The sequence below is a fragment of the Rhodococcus sp. 05-2256-B1 genome, from assembly GCF_002258465.1.
GTDB lineage: Bacteria > Actinomycetota > Actinomycetes > Mycobacteriales > Mycobacteriaceae > Rhodococcoides > Rhodococcoides fascians.
In genome coordinates this window covers 71,811-91,484 of record NZ_NOZA01000033.1, presented here as the reverse complement: position 1 = coordinate 91,484, position 19,674 = coordinate 71,811, and the positions used below count along the sequence as shown (strand labels likewise).

Here is a 19,674-nt window from a genome sequence, read left to right as displayed (position 1 = left end):
ATTCACCCACTCAGTAGGAGAACACCATGGACTTTTCGTTGACCGACGAACAAGAGCAGTTCCGCAAGTCGCTCCGCGCATGGATCGACTCGGAATTGGACAAGAACACCGCTCGGGAATGGGAGGGGCGCGAATTCGAGTACCCCTTCGAGCTGTGGGACAAGATGTCGAAGCAGGGCCTGCACGGAATCGGCCTGCCGGAGGAATACGGTGGCCAGGGCGGCGACGTGATGACTCAGATGATCGTCGCCCGCGAACTCGCGCGGACGCTCGGAGGACTGACCTGGATCTGGGGCGTCTCGTCGTTCTGCGCCAAATCCGTTGCGCTGTATGCCCAGGAAGAAGTCAAGCAGGAGCTGCTGCCGAAGTTGGCGGACGGTGAGATCCGTATGTCCATCGCCCTGACGGAACCGTCGGGTGGTACGGATGTCCTGGGCTCGATGAAGACCGTCGCGAAGAAGGTCGAAGGTGGGTGGCGCATTACCGGACAGAAAATCTGGTCCACGGCAGCCCATGTCGCGGACTACCTCATGCTCGTTGCGAAAAGTGACCCGAACGCGGACAAGGCCAGCCGCGGTATGACGATCTTCTTGGTACCCGGCAACGCCGAGGGCATCACCACTCGCCAAATTCCTAAGGTCGGCATGAAGTCGGTCGGCTCGTGCGAGGTGTGGCTCGACGACGTGTTCGTCGAGGACCGTCTCGTCGTCGGCGAGGTCAATAAGGGCTGGTACCAGATGCTCGAGACTCTGAACAACGAGCGAATCATGGTGGGCGCCCTCTGCACCGGGGTGCTCGACGGTGTCTTCGAGGACGCGCTGGCCTACCTGAAGGAGCGCGAAGCGTTCGGCAAGCCGATCGGCCAGTTCCAATCGCTGCAGCACTTCGTCGCCGATATGGCGATGTGGCAGAAGCAAGCCGAGTTGATGACCAACTACGCGGCCTGGCGTCAGGAGCAGGGCTTGCCCTGTGGCACCGAATCGACGATGGCAAAGGTAGTGGCGTCCGAATTAGCAGGCAAAGCAGCCGATTTGGGCATGCAAATCCTCGGCGGAATGGGGTACGCGCTCGAAACGGATATGCAGAGGTATTGGCGAGATGTGCGCCTCTACCGCATTGGACCCATCACGAGCGAAATGGCGCGCAATCAAATTGCCGAGTCCTATGGTCTGCCGAGATCGTTCTGAGGTCTCTTATGCGAATAGCAAATTCGGTCGTCGTCGTCACCGGCGGAGCGTCGGGACTCGGTGAGCAGGTCGCCAGAATGGTAGTAGCCGAGGGCGGTCGCGTCGTGATCCTCGACCGCACGGAGTCCGCGGGGGGTGAACTGGCAAGCGAACTGGGCGACGCGTGCGCGTTCGAGCCGGTCGATGTCTCGGTACCCGATCAGGTCGAGCGTGCGGTCTCGCGTTCGGTAGCCCGATTCGGACGCATCGATGTGCTTGTCGGATGCGCAGGCATAAGTCCTCCAGGACGGGTGGTCAACAAAGCGAAGCGCCCGTTCCCGCTGGACCGGTACCGCCAGTGCCTGGAGGTCAACCTGATCGGTGCATTCGACGTCATTCGTACCTGTGCTGCGGCGATGGCCGAGAACGAGCCGGACGGCGACGGCAGCCGAGGAATCGTCATCAGCATCGGCTCGATTGCGGGTATCGAGGGTCAGGTCGGCCAGGCCGCTTACGCGGCTTCCAAGGGCGGCTTGATTGCCATGACGCTGCCGGTCGCCCGTGACCTCGCAGAGTGGGGGATCCGATCGATGACGGTGTGCCCAGGCAGCATGGATACACCTATGCTGGCCGCGGCCGCGCCGTCGGTCCGAGAGAGTTTGATCGGCGAGGCGGTTTTCCCGAAGCGGTTGGGCGCGGCGTCCGAGCTCGCTCGACTGGTCCAGCACATAGTCGAAAACGGCTTCTTGAACGGGGAAGTGATTCGCCTCGACGGTGCGTTGCGGCTCGGACCTTCGCCGGCGTCGTAGGGTGGAGAGATTCGCCGTTGTCGAGAGGGGTGTGCATGGTCGAGGAAGCGACGCGACGCGGGCCGGGCCGTCCGCGCAAGGACCAGCCCGATCCGCAGCGGTTCCAGGAGATCCTCGATGGTGCCGCCACGGTTTTCCTCGCTCGTGGCTACGACGCGTCGAGCATCCAGGAGGTAGCCGACGAGGTCGGCATGCTGAAGGGAAGCCTCTATCACTACGTCAAGACCAAGGAAGATTTTCTCTACGAGATCATCAAACGCGCCTTCGATGCTGCGCTGATAGAGGTGGGCAATGCAGTCGACTTGGACGGTAACGCTCTCGATCGATTGACTGCGTTCGTGCGCGCGCACGTCGAGTTCACCGTCGCCAACTTCACGTCGATGAGCATTCAGTTCCGCGAGCGACGCGCGTTGTCGGAGAACCGACGTCGCGAGATTACCGAGCTCGGCGACGTATACACGGGCCTGCTGCGATCGATACTTGCCGAGGGCCGTGCGGAGAAGTTGATCAGCGACAGCCTCGACGTCTCGTTGGCTACCTGGACCATTCTGGGGCAGCTCAACTCGCTGGTGAATTGGTTCCATGTGGGCGGCCGGATGTCGGTCGAAGAACTCGTCCAAAGGCTGACGGGGATGATTTTGGCGTCCGTGGTCTCGGACGACGGCGTGAAGCGGGCAGGGTCACTCGAGGCGGTACGAACCTCGGGTCCTGCCGCGTTGCGCGCGACGCGGTAGCAACAAATTTTTTTGTGGACCATGGCCCACCTGTAGGTATACAATTACACCAACCGATTGGTTGAATTAACTGGAGGAGGCTCGATGGCTAGCGTTCATATCGACCACGTCTCGATGTGCGTGAGGGATCTAGATCGTGCAATTGCGGACTGGCAGGACATTCTCGGTGTCCTCACCCCTGAATTGACCACCGCCTTGACTAGGGGAAACGGTGCCTCCGATGGGACCGCAATGAATTGGGCCACGTACCAGAATCCGGATCCCACCGGAGTGTCGATTCAATTGTGGGCACCCGCGACCGACGATTCCTGGGTGCACAAGGTGTTGAAGAAGCGTGGCGAGTTCGTGCACCACATTGCGTTCCTGTCGACGAATTTCGGTCATACCGTGCAGCAGTGTCGAGACGCGGGTTTGCCGCTCGTCCTCGACGAAAGCAGCTCGCCGGACACTATGCCCTGGTTGCACTGGAATTTCATTCCCGAAGAGAAGTGCCACGGGGTTCTGATCGAACTCGCAACTCGTTACCAGGTAGGCGGCGACAAATGGTTGCCGCACCCGGGTAACGAGGAGAACAAGAAATTCCAACAAGAGCTCGTCGAGCAGTTCTACCAGTAGGGAGTGCGACATGAAGATTTCAGTCGACCTGACTCTGTGCCAGGATTACGGTCAGTGCGTTTACGCAGCACCGACGGTGTTCACATTGAACGACAATGGCCTCGAATTCGAGTCGAACCCCTCCGACGATGACCGTGCAGATGTGGAAGCGGCCGTCGATGCGTGCCCACTGCAAGCGATTTCGATAGTCGGCAGCTGATGTCATGCGGCATCGCCATCGTGGGTGCGGGCCTGGCGTCACTGCGGACAGTCGATGCTTTGCGCGCCGAAGGATACGTAGGTGACATCACGGTATTCGGTGCGGAGAAGCACATGCCCTACACCAGGCCACCGATATCGAAGGCGTTACTGCACGATCTCGCTGTACACGAAACAGTGGCTCTGACGGGACGATCGAACTCCGCGCGTGACCGGTGGGTACTCCGAACACCCATCGTAGGTAGCGATTTGACGAAACGAACTCTGACAGCCGACGACGGCTCCACATTCGAGTACGAGGCGCTGGTAGCGGCGTCGGGTGTGGAACCGCGGCGGCTGTCGGTGACCGCCGGCCGAGCGGACTGCAGGAGTCTGCGATCGCTCGACGATGCACAGTTCGTCCAAGCGAACGTCGCTGACGGCGCCACGGTCGTCGTGTTGGGTGCCGGCTTCATCGGCTGTGAGGCCGCGGCCTCGTTGACCGGCCGGGGAATCCGAGTTCACGTGGTCGCGCTCGACGACGCGCCTATGGTGCGGCCGCTCGGTGCTCTCGTCGGCGGCGAAATTCGGCGCAGGCACGAAGCCCACGGTGTGGTCTTTCATCTCGGCGTCGGTGTCTCGGCGGTGGAAGGCGACGACTTTGCACCCGTCGTGACGTTGAGCGATGGATCGGCCATAGTGGCATCGATGGTGATCGAAGCCGTCGGTTCGATGCCAAGCACTTCATGGATGGAAGGCAATGGTCTCGACTTGACCGACGGCGTGCTGTGCAACAACGACTTACGTGTTGTCGGCACCGCCGACGTGGTGGCCGTCGGCGATGTCGCAAGATTCCCCAATCCGATGTTCGACGACGTCGCCCGCCGCGTCGAACACTGGCAGATGCCGATGTTCTCCGCGAAACGCGCTGCAAGGTCATTGCTGGCAGGTTCGGTAACGACTGCCCCGGCATCCGAGGTTTTTGCTCCGATGCCTTGGTTCTGGTCCGATCAATTCGACATGAAGATCCAGTCGTTCGGTCAGCCTGGTCTGGGTACTGACGTCACTGTGGCAGACGGTGACCTGGGCGCGGACTTCTGTGCGGCGTACATCCGGGACGGGGTCGTCGTAGGTGTCGTTCATATCGGAGAGGCCAACAAAGCAGCCAAGTTTCGAGGTTTGATCGGTACATCGATGATGGTGCGGTCATGACGGCAGGAGTTCTCCCCCTGCGTCGGGCGACCGACGCAGGGCAGCATTGGACCGAAGCTGGTGTTTTCGAGGTCGCCGACGGTGTGCATCGAATTCCGCTGCCTATGCCAGGCGACGGATTGGCTGCAATAAACGTCTACGCGCTCGAGACGGGCAAAGGGCTCGTACTGATCGATACGGGGCAGTCGAGCGACGCCGCACGTGAGACGCTGGCGCGCGGACTTGCGGCGCTGGGGGAATCATTCGAGTCCGTTCATGCCGTCGCGGTGACGCACGTTCACGCCGATCATTACTCGAACGCAGCCGAGATCAGACGCTGTTCCGGAGCCGAGGTAGCCCTGCACGTCGACGAGCGGGAGTCACTGCGACGCGCGGCCGAACCCGAGTTCATCGGTCACGAGCCGCATATGCGTTCGTTGATACGCGCAGGAGCAACGGGGTGGACGGACGACGTGCCAGCGCGGCCAGAGTGGCGTTCGTGGAGTTTCAGAGATTTCGAGGATCCCGATCGGTGGCTGGTCGACGGGGATTCCGTCGCTCAAGGCACGCTCGAGGTCGTCCACACTCCGGGGCACACAAGAGGTAACTGCGTGTTCGTCGACCCGTTACGCGGGGCAGTCTTCACCGGCGACCATGTGCTGCCGCGCATCACGCCGTCGGTTGGCTTCGAGTCGGTGTTGTCGGTTAATCCTCTCGGTTCGTATCTTGGGTCTCTGGGTGCTCTTCTCGACATGCCCGACGCGCGTATGTTTCCCGCGCACGGCCCAGTGATGCCGGTGCTGCACGCCAGGGTTCGTGAGTTAATCGCGCACCACGAAACGCGACTGAGCGGTTTTGCTGACGCTGTGGCGAGGGGTGCGCACACCGCGTACGACGTCGCCGTTGCGTCCACATGGACTCGGCACAATAGTGCGCTGGCCGAACTCGATCTCTTCAACCGCACTTTGGCTGTCAACGAGACGCTGGCGCACCTCGAACTCTTGGTGGTGCGAGGTCATCTGGCGGAAGATGTCGATGACCGGGGTGTTGCCTCGTTCCGGATGGTTGAACCGTCGTAAAGCGAGCCTTGAGTCGGCGTCGGAAAGAACAACGCTTCTCATCCCACAGCTGATACCGCGCCAGAGGTCAGCCGAAGGCGATGCGAAGCCCGACGCTCGCTGTGGCTCCACCGGCGCTGAGGATGAAGTTGTGCCGCCCTTCGTCGCGGAACACCATCTGCATCGGCAGGAACCAGAATCGATTCTCCCCGGTAAATCCGGCACCGGGGATCTGGAGACCACGTTGATTGACGATGTGTTCGCCCTTCGCGTCGAGCACTTCGAGCGTTGCGGGGAAGTCCTTACCGATATCGTCGGGTCCCGTCTGCAACAGTGCGACCAGCCGGCATTCGAGCATGCGACTGTCGCGAGGAACCGTGCAGGTATCCCAGACGCCGCCGAGGATGTCGAGCATGTCTCCGCTGACCCGCGCGTATTCCGCGAAAAATAGACCCGTGATGATCATCGGTTGGTGGTGTCCGTCTCGTAATAGGGAAGTGATGTCATCGCATCCAGGACGGCCGGGCGAAAGGGTTGCGGCACTCGGTAATTGCCGTCACAGACCAGCCACCCGTCCGCAATGAACTGCTCCAGCATGCCGCGAAGTATCAACGCCTCGATGTGTTCGTACAGATCCCCGGCGCCGGCCGGGCCGACTGCCGGAAGCTGCGTCCGCGGAGTGCTTGTCATCGCGGCGAGAACGATCTGTCCGGCTACGACATCGACAGCCGGGGACGGACGGAGGGGATCCTCGCTGAAGAAGTAACGACCGATGACGTGCGAGAGAGCCCTTCGGTGAGCGGCCAGGGAGCTGGCATGTGAGTGGGCGAACTGTTGGGCATGCGGACCAGGAACAGCTCTGGTGGAGTGGAGCTCGATCAATCCGGTCACCTTCGCCGCATCCCACAGAGTCATCAGGGCTTTGATCTGGAGCATCGATCTCGCCCCCAATTCACGCCCATTCAGCTCAACACCAACGGCTTTCGCCAGCTCGCTGACCGAACCCGGCCGCGGAACCCCCTTCCCGGTGATCGGTCGTGAGGAACCGAGCCAGCCGAGGAGTGAGCGAAGCTGGGCTATCGGTTTTGATGCCGTCAGCGCTGCTAACTCGTCCTCGGCATTCAGCGATGCGAGCTCGATGTGCTGGGGCGTCACCCATTGGACCGGAGACTCGACCACCGGCTCGACGTCGTCGACGAAGTCCGTGGTGCCGCGGGATCCTCGGCGACCGAACAATGGAATCACGCGAGCGAGGTTGCGATCTGTTCGGTCAGGGGACACGACTCCATCATAGGAAGGGTTCGCGTGCCCCAACGCCGCGCGCCCGAGTCCTTGACGTCTGTTCGAACCGCGATGGACGGGGCCAACTCGTCGCGACGATGTGATTCGTTTACAGGATTGTTTTCCCAGCGATGAGCGAACCGGTGCTTGTTGGCGGTGGGGTCGACGAGCACGGAGCGCCACATCGACGATCGAAGTCCGGTGGAACCGCAAGGTCCGCCAGTGCGTCTGATGCAGTGAGTCGGCGTCCGTGCCGCACCAGGGGAGGGCGTTCATGGCAGTTCCGGCATATTTCCCGCCAGTGATCTATTTTCCGTGCGTCCAGTCGGCCGTAACCCCGAATGATGCGACCGTCCGAGTGAGGACCACACGCGACGGACGGTCGGCGTTGTTGGTGTTTTCGGCACTGGACCGCCTGCGCACCTGCGTTGGCCCGGATGAGCCCTGGCTGGTGATGCCAACCGAGCGGTTGATGACGGTTCGAGAAAGCGTGTTATTCGACCTTGTTCTTCTCGATGTCGTTGTTCCGCAGAACGAGTGGGCGGCACCATCATGACGTTGTACGTGGACAAGGACGCTTTGCGGTCCGAAGCCGCACGGCTATCCGAGACGTCGGCTTATATGGATGCACTGGCGGCGTCGATTCCCGGCGACGTCGATGGGGGTGTAGGAACTGCAGCAATTCTCGGGATCATGTCGATGTTCGCCGAGTCTGCCGGCCAATTGACTCTATCGCTCGCGGGTTTCGGCGACGTTGTCTCGGACAGTGTCGATCGCTATTCGGAACAAGACCTGGCCTCGGCCGACCAAGTCAATGTTGCACTGTGGGAGGAGCATCGGTGACTGTCGATACTCACGTGAACGGTAATCCTGGCTCGGTCCGCGTGGCAGCCGGCTGGCTACATGACCAACTCGCGTCGAACATCGACGTCACTGGCGAAACGATGTATTGCATTCGGAACACTGTGGATTCGGCCTGGGACGGGCCGGCATCTCGACTTGCGTGCGAGCAATTGACTCACGGCGCGCAGCGAACTGTTGATATGGCGGTAGCGGCCCGCGCCTATGCTGCCGCGATCGACGCCTTCGCCTCCGATCTCGAGAGGGCGCACGATCGGATGTCAGACGTTCGGACCGATGCGGCCGCAGCGGGGCTGACCCTCAGCGGTCACGTCATCCTCGACCCCGGTGGGGAGTCCAAGGCGCATCGTCTCGCGTACGAGGCGGCGTCACAGGGTGCCGATGCGGCGCGACAGATCGAAACCCTGGCCGGCGAAACACTGAAGAATGCATGGTTGGAGGTCACTGAAGGATGGTTCCTTCTCGCTTCGGACTTTCTCGGAGGAGCGGCCGAAGGCCTGGCCTCGAAGCATGTGTCACTGCTGACGAAGCGCGCAGATCTTCTCGCCGAGGAAGCGGCCAAGTATCTACGGCTGGCCCAGTCGGTCCCGCCCGGAACTCCTGCAGCTCAGATCTATCGCGATGTCGATGAGTCCAGGGCAACCCTGCGTAGGAGCGAGATGTACAGAGACGTCGCGGATAGATTCGAAACTAGAGCGGGCCGGTTCTTTGCAGGACTTGGCGGTGCACTGGCCGTCGGTGGAATCGCCTACGACATTTACGAGGGCAAACCAGTCGACCAGGCCATCGTGTCGGGCGGTCTCGGATTCGGGGCGGCAGTCGCAGCGGGTGCTCTCATCGGCACCGCGATCCCAGTGCCGGGGGTCGGGACTCTTGTCGGTGCGGCCGGCGGTGCGGTCGTCGGCATCTTCACTTCCGGTGCTGTCGACACTCTGTACACAGAAGGTCTGGGTAGCGTCGGCGACGCGATCGGCGATGGTGCTGCGGCAGTCGCTGACACGGGGTCGGCAATCGGGGAATTGGGGACGGGGGCGTGGGATGCGATTTTCTGACGTGCGGCCTAGAGAATTGCGGCGCTGGGTGGCATCGCCGGGGTCAATGGTCGCGCGAAGCGCGATCTTCGGGTTCGCGGCGCTGATTGCTCTGTACTTGTGCCTGGTGAGCGTCATGGAGGGAATGGTCGCCTCCGCGCTGTCGACTTTCGGATTCGCTGTGTTCTGCTTCAGCACAGCGGCTTTCGCGTTGACCAACGTGCCGTCTGTCAAGAATGGCTCTCACGTCCGCCGATGGGTACAGGGATCGACTGTGCGCTACAACCCGGTGGGCTTGAGGTTGCTCATCGTAATAGTCAGCTCGTTGTCGACTTGCATGATCGCGGTGGGTTTCACCTCGGGTGGGGCTGGATGGGTCCTAGCGGCAATGGGATTGTCGATGGCCTCGTTCCTGGTTCCAATCCTGCTGCGCAGTATTCGCAACGGCTACCTCGAGCTCTCGGACGACGGTATTCGCCACCGCGGCTGGGCATTCGACCTCCTGGTGCCGTGGCTGGACATCAGAGACACTGCTGTGGTGGTGGAGTCGTACCCGATGGTTCTCATAAGGGTCGACGAGTTGGCGAAGATGAACCGGCGCTTCACAACCATGCTCTGGAGAGTCGAACTCATGCCGAAAGGCCAGTACATCGAACTCGACTGCAGACGCTTCGATATCCACCCGGCGACGTTGGAACAGTGGATACGCTTCTACATCGACAATCCGCAGGCCCGCGTTGAACTCGGGACTGACGCAGCCGCAGAGAGATTGACGAGCATCGGTATATAGCGTGCACGGCAGGCATTCGGCTGGCGCATCGCTCGGGACGGTGCAGGTATCCCATACACCGCCGAGCATGTCTTCGCTGACTCGCGCGTACTCGGCGAAGAACAATCCGGTGATGATCATCGGCGTCGGCTACCGTTTTTCGACCAACACTGGCGTCGGGGTTGACAGTAGTACCAACACTAAGCAGCTAGGGATCCATCTGCGGACGCCGAGCCACGTCGTTGCAGAACCATCGTCAGTGCGATGGCAACCACGATGCCGATCAACGGCGGGATTCCGATGTCCAGTTCTCCGGACAACCACGCGAGGAAGGCCGCAAAGGCGTAGACCGCGAGATGCCGCCAATGCACCAGCGGGGGAGTGTGTCCCTCTGGAATGCCGTGCCGCCAGCGGCACAGGAAGTCCCCGATGAGAACCCCGCCCAACGGAGGAATGAAGGTGCCGAGCAAGCTCAGGTAGTCGACCAGATGGTTGTGTACACCGACGAGCGCGAGCACGGTCCCGATGACGCACCCGCCGATGATGAATGGTGCCTTCCGGGGATGCCGGAACATCTCTGCACCGGCAACACCGAAGGCATATGCGGTGTCGGCGTTGCTCTTCCACAGGTTGCCGAACAGCAGGATCAAGCCCCAGCCGACGAGTCCCAGGTTGTAGAGAACCAGAACGAAATCGCCCTCACCGAACGTGATTGCTCCGATCGCTCCGAACAGAATCATCATTCCGTTGCCGAGAAGGAACCCGATGATGCACGCCCATGCTGCTTGCGATCCGGATCGTGCGAATCGAGTCCAGTTGGGTGCCTGGGTCCCCGCGGAGACGAAAGTGCCGACGACCGTCGTGATGGCGAGCGTGACCGTCATGGTCGTCGTGGGTGCGATCGACGTCAGACCGGAGAACCCACCGACCTCGTCGAGAGAGCGGGAGACCACCCAACATGCCAAGGCAATAATCAATGGCGTCGACACGACCGAGACCCAGTACATCCCGCGGTATCCGTAGCAGGCGGTGATGCACATGAGGATGCTCGCACCGATCATGACCGCCGCCCGCGCGGCATACGACTCCCAGCCCAAAGCCTGCGAGGTGAGCTCACCGATGGTGCCGATGATGACGCCATACCAACCGATTTGCGTACCACCGAGGAGCAACGACGCAAGCTTGGATCCGCGGGTGCCGAAGCTGTAACGCGCCATGAGCACGGTCGTCAAACCCGTACGTGCACCGGCAAATCCCATCATGGCCACGTACGCGCCCAGAATCGCCGAGCCGGCGACGATCACCAGGATGAGGGTCCAGAAACTGAACGCCGTGCCGAGTGCAGCGCCGGCCAGCATTGTCGGCGTGAAGATGGTAAAGCCCAGCAGAACGATGGCCAACGAGAAGAACGGCTTGCGGGCACTGCGGGGCACGGGCGTGACGGGGTAGTCCAGGTCTACCGGTTCGTCGGCCTTCTGTGCGGTGGATTCGTGATCGGCTCGGTTGCTCATGCCTCCTCGCCGATGTCTTCGAGCCACAGGCCTGGGCGCTCCGCCAACATGCGTTCCATGAGCTGCAGACAGGCGGGGTCGTCGACGACGTCGAGCTGTACTCCATGCTCGCGCAACAGACTCTCCGACATCTCGAACGAGCGGTTCTCGCCGATGACGATTCGCGGAATCTCGTACAGCAATGCGGTTCCCGCGCACATGAAGCACGGGGACAGGGTGGTGTAGAGAACGGATTTGCGGTACACCGAAGCCGGTAGTCGCCCCGCTCGCTCGATGCAGTCGGTTTCGCCATGACGAATTGCGCTGTCCATCTGCACGCGTCGGTTCCGTCCCACCGCCAGTACTTCGCCGTCGTGCACGAGTACCGCGCCGATGGGAACGCCGCCCTCCTCCCAGCCGATCTGTGCCTGTTCGATTGCAAGTCCGAGGAAGTACTCGTCGGTGTGCGCGGGATCGGTCAAGGGGTCCTCCTGAAGTGTCTGCGAACGGTGAGGGTGATGCGTGCCATCAGTCGACCAGGCCTCGCACAGATTGCCAAGGGACAACGTGTCACTCGAGCAATAGTCGATCTGGAGCACTGTGTCCCGCCGGCGGAGCATGAACGAATGCTGCCGACTCTGCGAAACGTTCTGGCGCTGCCGTCTTTCGAAGCGGCTGCTGTCGAGGTACTCACGGGCTCACCCGACACCGTGGTCGTCCGCTGGGTGCATTCGTCCGAGGTCTACGAGATGGGCGGCTTGCTGTCGGGCGGAGAGCTGTTGTTGACCACCGGACTCGGCCTCCAAGGGCGATCGGCCCAACAGCTGACCGCCTACCTCGACCAACTGGCCGACGCGGGATGTGCCGCTCTCGCAATGGAAGTCGGACGCTCATTTCTCGTGGCACCGCCGGAATTGGTCGAGGCCGCGCGTCGCCGAGGGGTGGCGTTCCTGACGCTGCACACGATCGTCCCCTTCGAGCGGATGGTCGAGGACTTCCACGACCTCGTGATGAGGCGCCGGCTCGGAATGCAGCGCACCGGTGAGCCGGTCTGGCATCAGCTCATGGACCTCGTCGTGGCGGGGCAGGGTATGACTGCCCTACTCGACGCGATCGCACGGCTGGCCGGCTGTGGCGTCGATCTGCTCGACGCGGAGGGCCGCGTCGTCGAACACAACGCTACCGCTGCGCCGCGATCGGCCGATGAAAAAACGGTCCTCGACGTGCGCGGACCCGCGGGCTCGCTCGGTCGGCTCGTGCTGGCCGGACGGACCACCGCACGGCGCTCGGCCATCGGTCACTGCGCGGCCGTGGCGGTAGCTCTGGAACTCGGTCGACATCCCGGCCTCGGTCCCCGGCAGTCCCGTGCACAGGCCGTGATCACCGATCTCGTGGGAGGCACGTCGACCTCACACGGTGACCTGGTCGAGCGCCTCGGCGCAGCCGGTTGGGCACCCACCGAAGGCCACCATGTTCTGGTGGCCGCCGTCGACGTCGATCAACGAACTCCGGCGCGCGAGCTGTTGATTCCGGTTCGAGAGGCGGTCGAGTCCGTCCTCGGGCGGTGTTTGGTCGGGGTGGCTGCGAACCACGTCGTCGTGCTCGCGCAGGGTTGGGTGCAGCCGTCGCCTGCGCGAGTTCGCTCCTCGTTCAATGAGATCGAGGCTCTGCTCCGCGGCGGATCTCATGGTTCAGCATTGCGCACGATCGGTGCGTCGGCTCCGGTCCTCGGGTTGTCTCACATCTCCGATGCGATCGGCCGAGCGCGTGAGGTGGTCCAGATCGCGCGGCGCTTCGGAACTCGCACCGGTGTTCTGTGCGCTCGCGATGTCGGTGTTCAACGGTTGCTGGGCGCGTGCGTACCGGCCATGATCACGGAGTTCGTCACCGAACAGCTCGGTGACGTGATCGCTTTCGACACCGAACACTCTGCCGATCTCGTGCGAACCCTCGATGCCTTCGTGGCGAACGGCGGTAGTAAAGCCCAGACCGCGATCGGACTGGGCATCAGGCGACAGTCTCTCTACGCCCGGTTGTCGCGACTCGACACGCTCCTGGGCACCTCGCTCGATGATCCGACGCACCTGGCCGGTCTGGGACTCGCTCTGACGGCGTGGCGTATGCAGACAGGTGTTGACCCGCAGGCCGCATTCGCGCGTACATCGCGCTGCGGAAGCTGACCCCACTCGATCGGGAACGTCGTGGATCCGGTCCTGTGAGTCCCCAACCTGTGTGCCCATCTCGCGTCCGTCATTGTTACGGTCTTATTTCACATTCCTCACATAGGAGACGCACGAGTGTCGACGCGAGACCAGATCGAGACGATCTACCAGCAAGTTCGCGCGCGGAACGCGGGGGAGCCCGAGTTCCATCAAGCGGTGACCGAGGTGTTCGACTCGCTTCGAGTGGTGGTCGATCGCAGTCCGGGTTACGCCGACGCCGGGTTGATCGAGCGTTTGTGTGAGCCGGAGCGTCAGATCATCTTCCGGGTTCCGTGGGTGGACGACGCCGGCGCAGTGCACGTCAACCGTGGCTTCCGAGTGCAGTACAACAGCGCCCTGGGGCCGTACAAGGGTGGATTGCGGTTCCACTCCAGCGTCAACCTGGGCATCGTCAAGTTCCTGGGTTTCGAGCAGATCTTCAAGAACGCACTGACCGGGCTCCCCATCGGCGGCGGCAAGGGCGGCTCCGACTTCGACCCCAAGGGCCGATCCGAGGCCGAGGTCATGCGGTTCTGCCAGTCCTTCATGACCGAGCTGCACCGCCACATCGGCGAGTACACCGATGTGCCCGCCGGCGACATCGGCGTCGGTGGCCGCGAAATCGGTTATCTCTTCGGGCAATACAAGCGTCTGACCAACTCCTACGAATCCGGCGTGCTGACCGGCAAAGGCACCTCGTGGGGTGGTTCGCAGGTACGCCGGGAAGCCACCGGCTACGGCGTCGCCTATTTCGTCGCAGACATGCTCGAGACGCTCGGCACCTCACTGGATGGCAAGACCGTGGTCGTGTCCGGGTCCGGAAACGTCGCCATCTACGCGGTCGAGAAGGTGCATCAACTCGGCGGCACGGTGATCGCATGCTCGGATTCCTCGGGCTACATCGTCGACTCCAACGGCATCGACCTCGAACTGCTCAAAGACATCAAAGAGGTGCGACGCGAACGCATCAGCGCGTATTGCGAGACCGTCGACGGAGCATCGTTCATCGAGAACGGCTCGATCTGGGATGTGCCGTGCCAGGTAGCAATGCCCTCGGCCACGCAGAACGAACTCGATGCCGACGCGGCGAAAGTCCTCGTCTCCAACGGCGTGAAGGTGGTGGCCGAAGGGGCCAACATGCCGACCACACCGGAGGCCGTCCAGATCTTCCGCGACGCCTCAGTGGCGTTCGCACCTGGCAAGGCGGCCAATGCCGGAGGAGTGGCTACCTCCGCTCTCGAGATGCAGCAGAACGCATCTCGTGACTCGTGGAGTTTCGAGTACACCGACGAACGCCTCGCCGCAATCATGCACGGAATCCATCACCGAACCATCGCGACCGCCGAGGAGTACGGCAAGCCGGGCGACTACGTCCACGGCGCGAATATCGCCGGTTTCATCAAAGTCGCCGACGCGATGATCGCTCTCGGCATCGTCTGAAGCACCGGCCTCATCACCGACTGGCTTTTTATTTTCTTTCGGCTACAGTCGGTTGCACGAGCTCGAACCGAAAGAAGGTGTGTCGCTGTGATCCCCGATGGAGCAGAGGTGCGGTAGCGTTCGCGCTTTCGTCACCTCGTTCGATCCTCGGTCCCTCGACTCCGTCCTGGACCCGATTGCAGCGCCACCTCTTTCGACTACCAGCCGTTCTGATCGCGCTCGGTAATGCCTGTCCGTCGGCGCATCGAGAAACAGCGGTCAATGAATAGTCATCTCGAATCGGCGGGCGCAGTTCTGCGTCCGTACATCGCGCAATGACGTGCTGCTCGAGCACTCTCACAACCCCAGTCACACAGGAGAAACCGTGACCACTATCGATCACCTGCCGTTCGACACACCCGCACCCCGTGAGCAACAACTGCCGGAGCTACTGGAGAGCCGAGTGATGGCTTTCAACGACGTTCTGGTGCAACGTGCTTCGGGAGACCTCGACAACAACGACGCGTACCACCGCGCTCGCGCCGAGCTGCAGCGCATCGATCGCACGATCGCAGAAGTGAAGGGCCGCATCGCAGAATCGGACGCATCGAAAACCATCGATCGCGATATCGCCGGCCCAGGATCTGCTGTCACCGTCATGTTCGATGGTGACGAGAAGGACGTGGACACCTTCGTGCTGGTCGAACACGTGCTGGAGAGCAGCGGCCGAACCTGCTCGACCGCTTCACCTTTGGGCGCTGCCTTGGACGGGAGTCGAGTGCGTGACGTACGCACGTACTCGCTCCCCTCCGGTGCCGAAAGCACAGTGACCGTTCTCGACATCGCCTGGAACTAGTCGCTACTTCTTTACTGCAACAACGGCTTCGAGTTCGACCAGCGCGTTCTTGGGCAATACGTGTGTCGGCAAAGTTGTTCTCGCATGGCGTCCAGCTCTGCCCAATACGTCGATCAGCAACTGCGATGCGGTTTCCGCGACGACTGGTTGATCGGTGTAGTCGGGTCCGCTTGCGATCCACACGTTCAGCTTCAGGATCTGCTCGACATTGTCGAGGCCGACGGCCTGTTCGATCCTGGCAAGCAGATTCAGCGCTGCGACTTCTGCTGCAGCAGCAGCGTCCGCCGTGGTGGCGTCCACACCGGCTCGCCCATCGAGAACTTCCCCGTTCGGCGTGCGTGAGATCTGTCCGGACATGTAGAGAACGTCGTCGTGCCGGGTCCACGCGTCGTAGGAGTACGCCGGAGCACCGAGGTCCGGGAGCGTCAAGTTGCGCGTCGCCAAACGCGACTTCGCGTTTTCGGTAGTGGTATAGGTCATGATGCAACCAGGTCGCGCTGGGTGAGAATGTACGTTCGGTTCCGTCCGATGAACCACAGATCCTCGGTGCCGATTGCGACGCCCCCGTAGCGCCAGGGTATTTCGGCGGCTCCGTACGAGCCAACATCGAGTGCGTGCTTGTATCCCGGACGAAGTTCGTTGGCGAACGACTCTTGCTTGCCCATCAGATGCCCGACGTTACGGCCTCGATAGATGGCATCGAAATCCGTGTCCTCTCCGAGCATCCCAATTTCGATCATCCGGGGCAGGTGAGGAGCGAGGAACCGAAGTGCCTCCTCGTGTACGTCTTCGCAGACGACGCCGGGGCGCAACTGGCCGATGATTCCTTGCCTGACGACGGTGAAGAAGAATTCGTATGCTTCCTTGGCCGCGGGTGTGCGGGGGAGCGAACGAGCCATGTCGGATGTCGCGACCACAACGCCGTCGATGGTCACCTGCACTCCTGCGTCGAGTTGAATGCATGTGGTGTCGGAGTCGATCGGGAAATCGACGGGCGGACCCGGGAAAAGCATGCGGTTCGATGAATGCAGGTTGGTGAAGTACGGTTTCACCTCGAACTCGATGTCATTGTCTTTCTTGAACTTGTCGATGTATTCGAGATAGCGGCGGTGGATGTCCAGTTCGGTGAACTCGACACCAGCGTCGATCGCCCCCTTAGCCCAGTTCAGCGCTTCCTCGATCGCGTATACGCTCGTTCTGGCCGCAATTATCTGAAAGGGTAGATCCTCGTGATCGCGAATGTCGCGCCAATGTGCGAGATCGTTCGACGTCGGAACGAGGTCGAGGCCCGCATCGATCAGTTGACCGGCGATACCGACGGACATGAATTCCTCTTCGATACCGATCCGTTTGCCGGGAACTAGCGTCGAAACAGCTTCGCCGAGCGATGAGTAGTCACCGACCGTGTCGCAATAGGAACCTGCGTCGGCAACGGCGAGTCTAATGACGTAGACCTGCTCGTCACCTGGCATCCACACTGCAATGTCGCCGTTGCCGGGTTTACCGGTGACCTCGGAGAAGTTCGGCGGTGCGAGTAATACCAGCGCATCGATGTCGCGTTCGGCAGCAACAGCTTCGAGACCGGTGAAGCGGGCATCGGAGGTGACGAACTCGTCCGTCAACCCTTGAAGATGGGGTACGTCTGCAATCAGCTCAGCGGCGCTCTGTGCACCGCGTACGCGCCACCGCGCGAATTGTGTCATGACCGTCGACGCCGGAATTGCCTGCACAGAAACACGATTCGGTGCGGTGGGTTCGGTTACGACCGTGAGCTTGTCTGCGAGCGTCAGTTGGTGGCTGTAGACGACGTCTGCGTCGAGCAGTACCGGCTCACCCTCGCTCAGTTCGTCGATCAGGGATGTCAAGGTTTCGGCCACGTCGACCCCGGCGATGGGGCGTGGGTCGATCGTGACCCACGGGGCATAGAACCGTATACGCTCGGGGTCCACCCCGGCGGACAGAACGTTGCCCTGTTCTTGTTGGCGTACCAGCAGGGTCGGTTCGGTGCGCTCGCCAGTTGCGATCAAGGGCCGCACGAGGGGGTGCGAGTCCAGACGTATAGCGGTGAACAGCAGGCTTCGGTGCGGATACAGATCGAAATCACTGGCCAGTGTGTCGAGATTTGCGGATAGCCGCAGCATGAGAACTCCAGTCGTAGAGCGGATGTGCAGGGTCAGCTAATTCCAGCGGTGACCCCGATGTGCGATTCGACTTCGCTGACGTAGTCGGCGAAGGTGGGGGAGTAGCGGTGTTCCTTGCCGCGTGGTCGAGGGATATCGATGGTGATGTCGGCGATGATCCGTCCCGGACGATCACCCACCACGACCACTCGATCACCCAGCCAGACGGCCTCGGAAATACTGTGTGTAACGAACACGACACTGCACTGAGCCTTCTGCCAGATGCGTTGAATCTCGAAGTTCATGGTGTCGCGAGTCATCGCATCGAGCGCTCCGAACGGCTCGTCCATGAGTAGCAATTCCGGATCGGAGACCAAGGCCCTACAGATCGCGACGCGCTGTTGCATGCCGCCCGAAAGTTCGTATGAGTACCGTTTGGCCTTGTCCTTCAAACCGACCATATCCAACAGCTCGAGTGCGCGAGCCTTCGATTTGTTGTCACGGGTGCCACGAAACTCGAGCGGTAGCAGGACGTTATCGAGATTGTTGCGCCACGGCAAAAGCACAGGACTTTGGAACACCATGCCGATCTCCTCGATGCCCGCGGCAATCGGCGCACCTTTGATCAGGACATCGCCCTCGGTGGTTGCCTGCAAACCCGAAATGGTCTTGAGTAGCGTCGTCTTCCCACTGCCGGACTGTCCGACGATGGATACGAACTGACCGCTCTCGACGTCGAAATCGACCCCCCTTAGGACGTCGTTCGTTTCACCGTCGCGAGATTTGAAGGAGACTCCGACGTTGTTGACTTCTACTGCATTGCGGCTGTTCATGATTCGCTCCCAGGCGAGTAGACGATCATGGCGCGGAGATAATCTCGGCGGAGATCGGGTCGATGTAGTCGTTGCTGTAAACCTGATCGGGTGTGAGAGTCGAGTTCGGGTCGAGCCCGAGGAAATCACGCGATACGTCGATCATTTGTTGGACGCCCTCGTCGGTCATGAGTCCGAACGGTTCGGACTCCTCCCCGACGCGATTGTTGAGCGCGCACTGCTCGTCGAGCGCGAGCACCACGGTGCTGGTTTCGTATCCTTGGACTTCTTTGTGGAACGACTCCGCGGCATCTTCGGGGTTGTCGCACGACCATAGATACGCCCGCTGCATTGCTCGGTTGAATTTCACGACCTTGTCGGGGTTGGTCTTCAGCTGCTCGTTCGAGAAGATGATGCCGTTTCCGTACAGATCGATCCCAAGATCCGACCACTTCAGTACCACCGGTGTTTTGCCGAGAGCGTCGATCGCCGGTCCGTCGGATACAGACAGCGCCAAGTTGGCATCCCACTGGCCCGAGAGCAATCCGGGAATCTTGGCGCTGCTGGCGGCGTGAATGACGTCCACGTCCTGATCGGCAAGGCCCAACTTGCTCAGCGCGTAGGGCCACATTGCGGTCATGGCCCCGGCACCCTCGGTGGCGATGGTCTTGCCCGGCAGGTCACTCCAGTCGTGAATATCGCCGTCCGACATGGCTACTACCGCGTAGGCAGAGCGAGCCTGAAGCAGGTCTACTTGCGTGACCTGAGCGCCGCGCCCCTGGTTCAGTACTGTGACACCGAAGTCGGCCCACCCTGCGTCCACCTTGCCGGTGTCCACGGCGGCGACGGTGTTGCCTGAACCGGAGCCGGGCATGACGGTGACATTGAGGCCTTCCTCGGCGAAGAAGCCACGGTCGACAGCGGCGAAAAAAGGTGCGTGTTTGGGTAGGTAGCCCACATCAACCATAAGCGACATCGAATTCTCGGAGTTCGTTCCGCCGCAGGCGGCGAGGGGAAGAAGAAAGACTGTCGCAATCAGAACTCGTGCTGCATGTGTCTTACGCATGGTCATCTCCAAGTCGAT

At 61.4% G+C, this 19,674-nt stretch carries 22 protein-coding genes; 14 read left to right on the top strand and 8 right to left on the bottom strand.

The window, feature by feature from the left end; genetic code table 11:
• Window positions 1–26: 26 nt before the first annotated feature.
• The 7 genes from CH285_RS22580 (at window position 27) to CH285_RS22550 (ending at window position 5,771) form a co-directional block, all read left to right on the top strand.
• Window positions 27–1,187, top strand: coding sequence for an acyl-CoA dehydrogenase family protein (locus CH285_RS22580; protein ID WP_032368980.1), 1,161 nt, complete (start codon window positions 27–29; stop codon window positions 1,185–1,187).
• 8 nt (window positions 1,188–1,195) lie between these two features.
• Window positions 1,196–1,975, top strand: a complete 780-nt coding sequence (locus CH285_RS22575) for an SDR family NAD(P)-dependent oxidoreductase (RefSeq protein WP_032368979.1) — start codon at window positions 1,196–1,198, stop codon at window positions 1,973–1,975.
• 35 nt (window positions 1,976–2,010) lie between these two features.
• On the top strand, window positions 2,011–2,709 hold the full coding sequence (locus CH285_RS22570; RefSeq protein WP_032368978.1) for a TetR/AcrR family transcriptional regulator: 699 nt from the start codon (window positions 2,011–2,013) through the stop codon (window positions 2,707–2,709).
• Window positions 2,710–2,793: 84 nt separating this feature from the next.
• The gene (locus tag CH285_RS22565; protein WP_080729073.1) at window positions 2,794–3,324 is read left to right on the top strand and encodes a VOC family protein; all 531 of its coding nucleotides are present in this window, start codon (window positions 2,794–2,796) and stop codon (window positions 3,322–3,324) included.
• Window positions 3,325–3,334: 10 nt separating this feature from the next.
• Entirely contained in the window at window positions 3,335–3,523 is a 189-nt protein-coding gene (locus CH285_RS22560; protein WP_032368976.1) for a ferredoxin, read from the top strand.
• A complete protein-coding gene (locus tag CH285_RS22555; RefSeq protein ID WP_080729072.1) occupies window positions 3,523–4,713 on the top strand; it encodes an NAD(P)/FAD-dependent oxidoreductase in 1,191 nt (396 codons plus the stop codon). Before CH285_RS22560 ends, CH285_RS22555 begins: the two co-directional genes overlap by 1 nt.
• Window positions 4,710–5,771 carry an MBL fold metallo-hydrolase gene (locus tag CH285_RS22550; protein WP_080729071.1) on the top strand — a complete coding sequence of 354 codons (1,062 nt, stop codon included), beginning with the start codon at window positions 4,710–4,712 and terminating at the stop codon, window positions 5,769–5,771. The genes CH285_RS22555 and CH285_RS22550 overlap by 4 nt, the downstream gene beginning before the upstream one ends.
• A 67-nt stretch (window positions 5,772–5,838) precedes the next feature.
• On the opposite strand, the gene CH285_RS22545 is transcribed toward CH285_RS22550, so the two are convergent.
• Window positions 5,839–6,216, bottom strand: a complete 378-nt coding sequence (locus CH285_RS22545) for a hypothetical protein (protein ID WP_032368975.1) — start codon at window positions 6,214–6,216, stop codon at window positions 5,839–5,841.
• The gene (locus CH285_RS22540; protein ID WP_141215035.1) at window positions 6,213–7,031 is read right to left on the bottom strand and encodes a hypothetical protein; all 819 of its coding nucleotides are present in this window, start codon (window positions 7,029–7,031) and stop codon (window positions 6,213–6,215) included. The genes CH285_RS22545 and CH285_RS22540 overlap by 4 nt, the downstream gene beginning before the upstream one ends.
• Before the next feature lie 274 nt (window positions 7,032–7,305).
• Here CH285_RS22540 and CH285_RS22530 point away from each other — a divergent pair, with 274 nt between their 5' ends.
• Genes CH285_RS22530 through CH285_RS22515 form a run of 4 tightly spaced genes read left to right on the top strand, consistent with a single transcriptional unit; the run spans window position 7,306 to window position 9,713 of the window.
• Complete coding sequence (locus tag CH285_RS22530) at window positions 7,306–7,587, top strand: SAV_915 family protein (RefSeq protein WP_230592870.1); 282 nt, start codon at window positions 7,306–7,308, stop codon at window positions 7,585–7,587.
• Window positions 7,584–7,874, top strand: coding sequence for a hypothetical protein (locus CH285_RS22525; protein ID WP_032369083.1), 291 nt, complete (start codon window positions 7,584–7,586; stop codon window positions 7,872–7,874). The genes CH285_RS22530 and CH285_RS22525 overlap by 4 nt, the downstream gene beginning before the upstream one ends.
• Window positions 7,871–8,944: a hypothetical protein gene (locus CH285_RS22520; RefSeq protein ID WP_141215034.1), complete on the top strand. Its 1,074-nt coding sequence runs from the start codon at window positions 7,871–7,873 to the stop codon at window positions 8,942–8,944. The genes CH285_RS22525 and CH285_RS22520 overlap by 4 nt, the downstream gene beginning before the upstream one ends.
• Window positions 8,945–8,990: 46 nt before the next feature.
• The gene (locus CH285_RS22515; protein ID WP_094643685.1) at window positions 8,991–9,713 is read left to right on the top strand and encodes a hypothetical protein; all 723 of its coding nucleotides are present in this window, start codon (window positions 8,991–8,993) and stop codon (window positions 9,711–9,713) included.
• A 179-nt stretch (window positions 9,714–9,892) separates the two neighbouring features.
• Here CH285_RS22515 and codB read toward each other — a convergent pair whose 3' ends face one another.
• Both codB and CH285_RS22505 read right to left on the bottom strand, forming a co-directional pair.
• Window positions 9,893–11,203, bottom strand: coding sequence for a cytosine permease (codB, locus tag CH285_RS22510; RefSeq protein WP_094643684.1), 1,311 nt, complete (start codon window positions 11,201–11,203; stop codon window positions 9,893–9,895).
• Window positions 11,200–11,664: a nucleoside deaminase gene (locus CH285_RS22505; RefSeq protein ID WP_217900682.1), complete on the bottom strand. Its 465-nt coding sequence runs from the start codon at window positions 11,662–11,664 to the stop codon at window positions 11,200–11,202. Before CH285_RS22505 ends, codB begins: the two co-directional genes overlap by 4 nt.
• 144 nt (window positions 11,665–11,808) lie before the next feature.
• Between CH285_RS22505 and CH285_RS22500 the strand changes: the two genes are divergently transcribed.
• The 3 genes from CH285_RS22500 to CH285_RS22490 all read left to right on the top strand — a co-directional run bounded on the left by CH285_RS22500 (window position 11,809) and on the right by CH285_RS22490 (window position 15,658).
• Entirely contained in the window at window positions 11,809–13,362 is a 1,554-nt protein-coding gene (locus CH285_RS22500) for a helix-turn-helix domain-containing protein (RefSeq protein ID WP_094643682.1), read from the top strand.
• 117 nt (window positions 13,363–13,479) lie between these two features.
• Window positions 13,480–14,823: an NADP-specific glutamate dehydrogenase gene (gene gdhA / locus CH285_RS22495; RefSeq protein ID WP_094643681.1), complete on the top strand. Its 1,344-nt coding sequence runs from the start codon at window positions 13,480–13,482 to the stop codon at window positions 14,821–14,823.
• 364 nt (window positions 14,824–15,187) lie between these two features.
• The gene (locus tag CH285_RS22490; RefSeq protein WP_094643680.1) at window positions 15,188–15,658 is read left to right on the top strand and encodes a GreA/GreB family elongation factor; all 471 of its coding nucleotides are present in this window, start codon (window positions 15,188–15,190) and stop codon (window positions 15,656–15,658) included.
• Window positions 15,659–15,661: 3 nt separating this feature from the next.
• Here CH285_RS22490 and CH285_RS22485 read toward each other — a convergent pair whose 3' ends face one another.
• From CH285_RS22485 to CH285_RS22470, 4 genes are read right to left on the bottom strand one after another with little or no spacing between them, the layout of a single operon-like run.
• Window positions 15,662–16,138, bottom strand: a complete 477-nt coding sequence (locus tag CH285_RS22485; RefSeq protein ID WP_094643679.1) for a RidA family protein — start codon at window positions 16,136–16,138, stop codon at window positions 15,662–15,664.
• The gene (locus tag CH285_RS22480; RefSeq protein ID WP_094643678.1) at window positions 16,135–17,799 is read right to left on the bottom strand and encodes a M24 family metallopeptidase; all 1,665 of its coding nucleotides are present in this window, start codon (window positions 17,797–17,799) and stop codon (window positions 16,135–16,137) included. The genes CH285_RS22485 and CH285_RS22480 overlap by 4 nt, the downstream gene beginning before the upstream one ends.
• Before the next feature lie 32 nt (window positions 17,800–17,831).
• Window positions 17,832–18,611, bottom strand: coding sequence for an ABC transporter ATP-binding protein (locus CH285_RS22475; protein WP_094643677.1), 780 nt, complete (start codon window positions 18,609–18,611; stop codon window positions 17,832–17,834).
• A gap of 25 nt (window positions 18,612–18,636) precedes the next feature.
• Window positions 18,637–19,656, bottom strand: a complete 1,020-nt coding sequence (locus CH285_RS22470; protein WP_094643767.1) for an ABC transporter substrate-binding protein — start codon at window positions 19,654–19,656, stop codon at window positions 18,637–18,639.
• Window positions 19,657–19,674: the final 18 nt, after the last annotated feature.

Excerpts from the sequence above, each read along its gene's own strand:
- CH285_RS22580 (WP_032368980.1), top strand. The coding sequence starts at position 27 with ATGGACTTTTCGTTGACCGACGAACAAGAGCAGTTCCGCAAGTCGCTC.
- CH285_RS22575 (WP_032368979.1), top strand. The coding sequence starts at position 1,196 with ATGCGAATAGCAAATTCGGTCGTCGTCGTCACCGGCGGAGCGTCGGGA.
- CH285_RS22570 (WP_032368978.1), top strand. The coding sequence starts at position 2,011 with ATGGTCGAGGAAGCGACGCGACGCGGGCCGGGCCGTCCGCGCAAGGAC.
- CH285_RS22565 (WP_080729073.1), top strand. The coding sequence starts at position 2,794 with ATGGCTAGCGTTCATATCGACCACGTCTCGATGTGCGTGAGGGATCTA.
- CH285_RS22560 (WP_032368976.1), top strand. The coding sequence starts at position 3,335 with ATGAAGATTTCAGTCGACCTGACTCTGTGCCAGGATTACGGTCAGTGC.
- CH285_RS22555 (WP_080729072.1), top strand. The coding sequence starts at position 3,523 with ATGTCATGCGGCATCGCCATCGTGGGTGCGGGCCTGGCGTCACTGCGG.
- CH285_RS22550 (WP_080729071.1), top strand. The coding sequence starts at position 4,710 with ATGACGGCAGGAGTTCTCCCCCTGCGTCGGGCGACCGACGCAGGGCAG.
- CH285_RS22545 (WP_032368975.1), bottom strand. The coding sequence starts at position 6,216 with ATGATCATCACGGGTCTATTTTTCGCGGAATACGCGCGGGTCAGCGGA.
- CH285_RS22530 (WP_230592870.1), top strand. The coding sequence starts at position 7,306 with ATGGCAGTTCCGGCATATTTCCCGCCAGTGATCTATTTTCCGTGCGTC.
- CH285_RS22525 (WP_032369083.1), top strand. The coding sequence starts at position 7,584 with ATGACGTTGTACGTGGACAAGGACGCTTTGCGGTCCGAAGCCGCACGG.
- CH285_RS22515 (WP_094643685.1), top strand. The coding sequence starts at position 8,991 with ATGGTCGCGCGAAGCGCGATCTTCGGGTTCGCGGCGCTGATTGCTCTG.
- codB (WP_094643684.1), bottom strand. The coding sequence starts at position 11,203 with ATGAGCAACCGAGCCGATCACGAATCCACCGCACAGAAGGCCGACGAA.
- CH285_RS22500 (WP_094643682.1), top strand. The coding sequence starts at position 11,809 with ATGCTGCCGACTCTGCGAAACGTTCTGGCGCTGCCGTCTTTCGAAGCG.
- CH285_RS22485 (WP_094643679.1), bottom strand. The coding sequence starts at position 16,138 with ATGACCTATACCACTACCGAAAACGCGAAGTCGCGTTTGGCGACGCGC.
- CH285_RS22480 (WP_094643678.1), bottom strand. The coding sequence starts at position 17,799 with ATGCTGCGGCTATCCGCAAATCTCGACACACTGGCCAGTGATTTCGAT.
- CH285_RS22475 (WP_094643677.1), bottom strand. The coding sequence starts at position 18,611 with ATGAACAGCCGCAATGCAGTAGAAGTCAACAACGTCGGAGTCTCCTTC.
- CH285_RS22470 (WP_094643767.1), bottom strand. The coding sequence starts at position 19,656 with ATGCGTAAGACACATGCAGCACGAGTTCTGATTGCGACAGTCTTTCTT.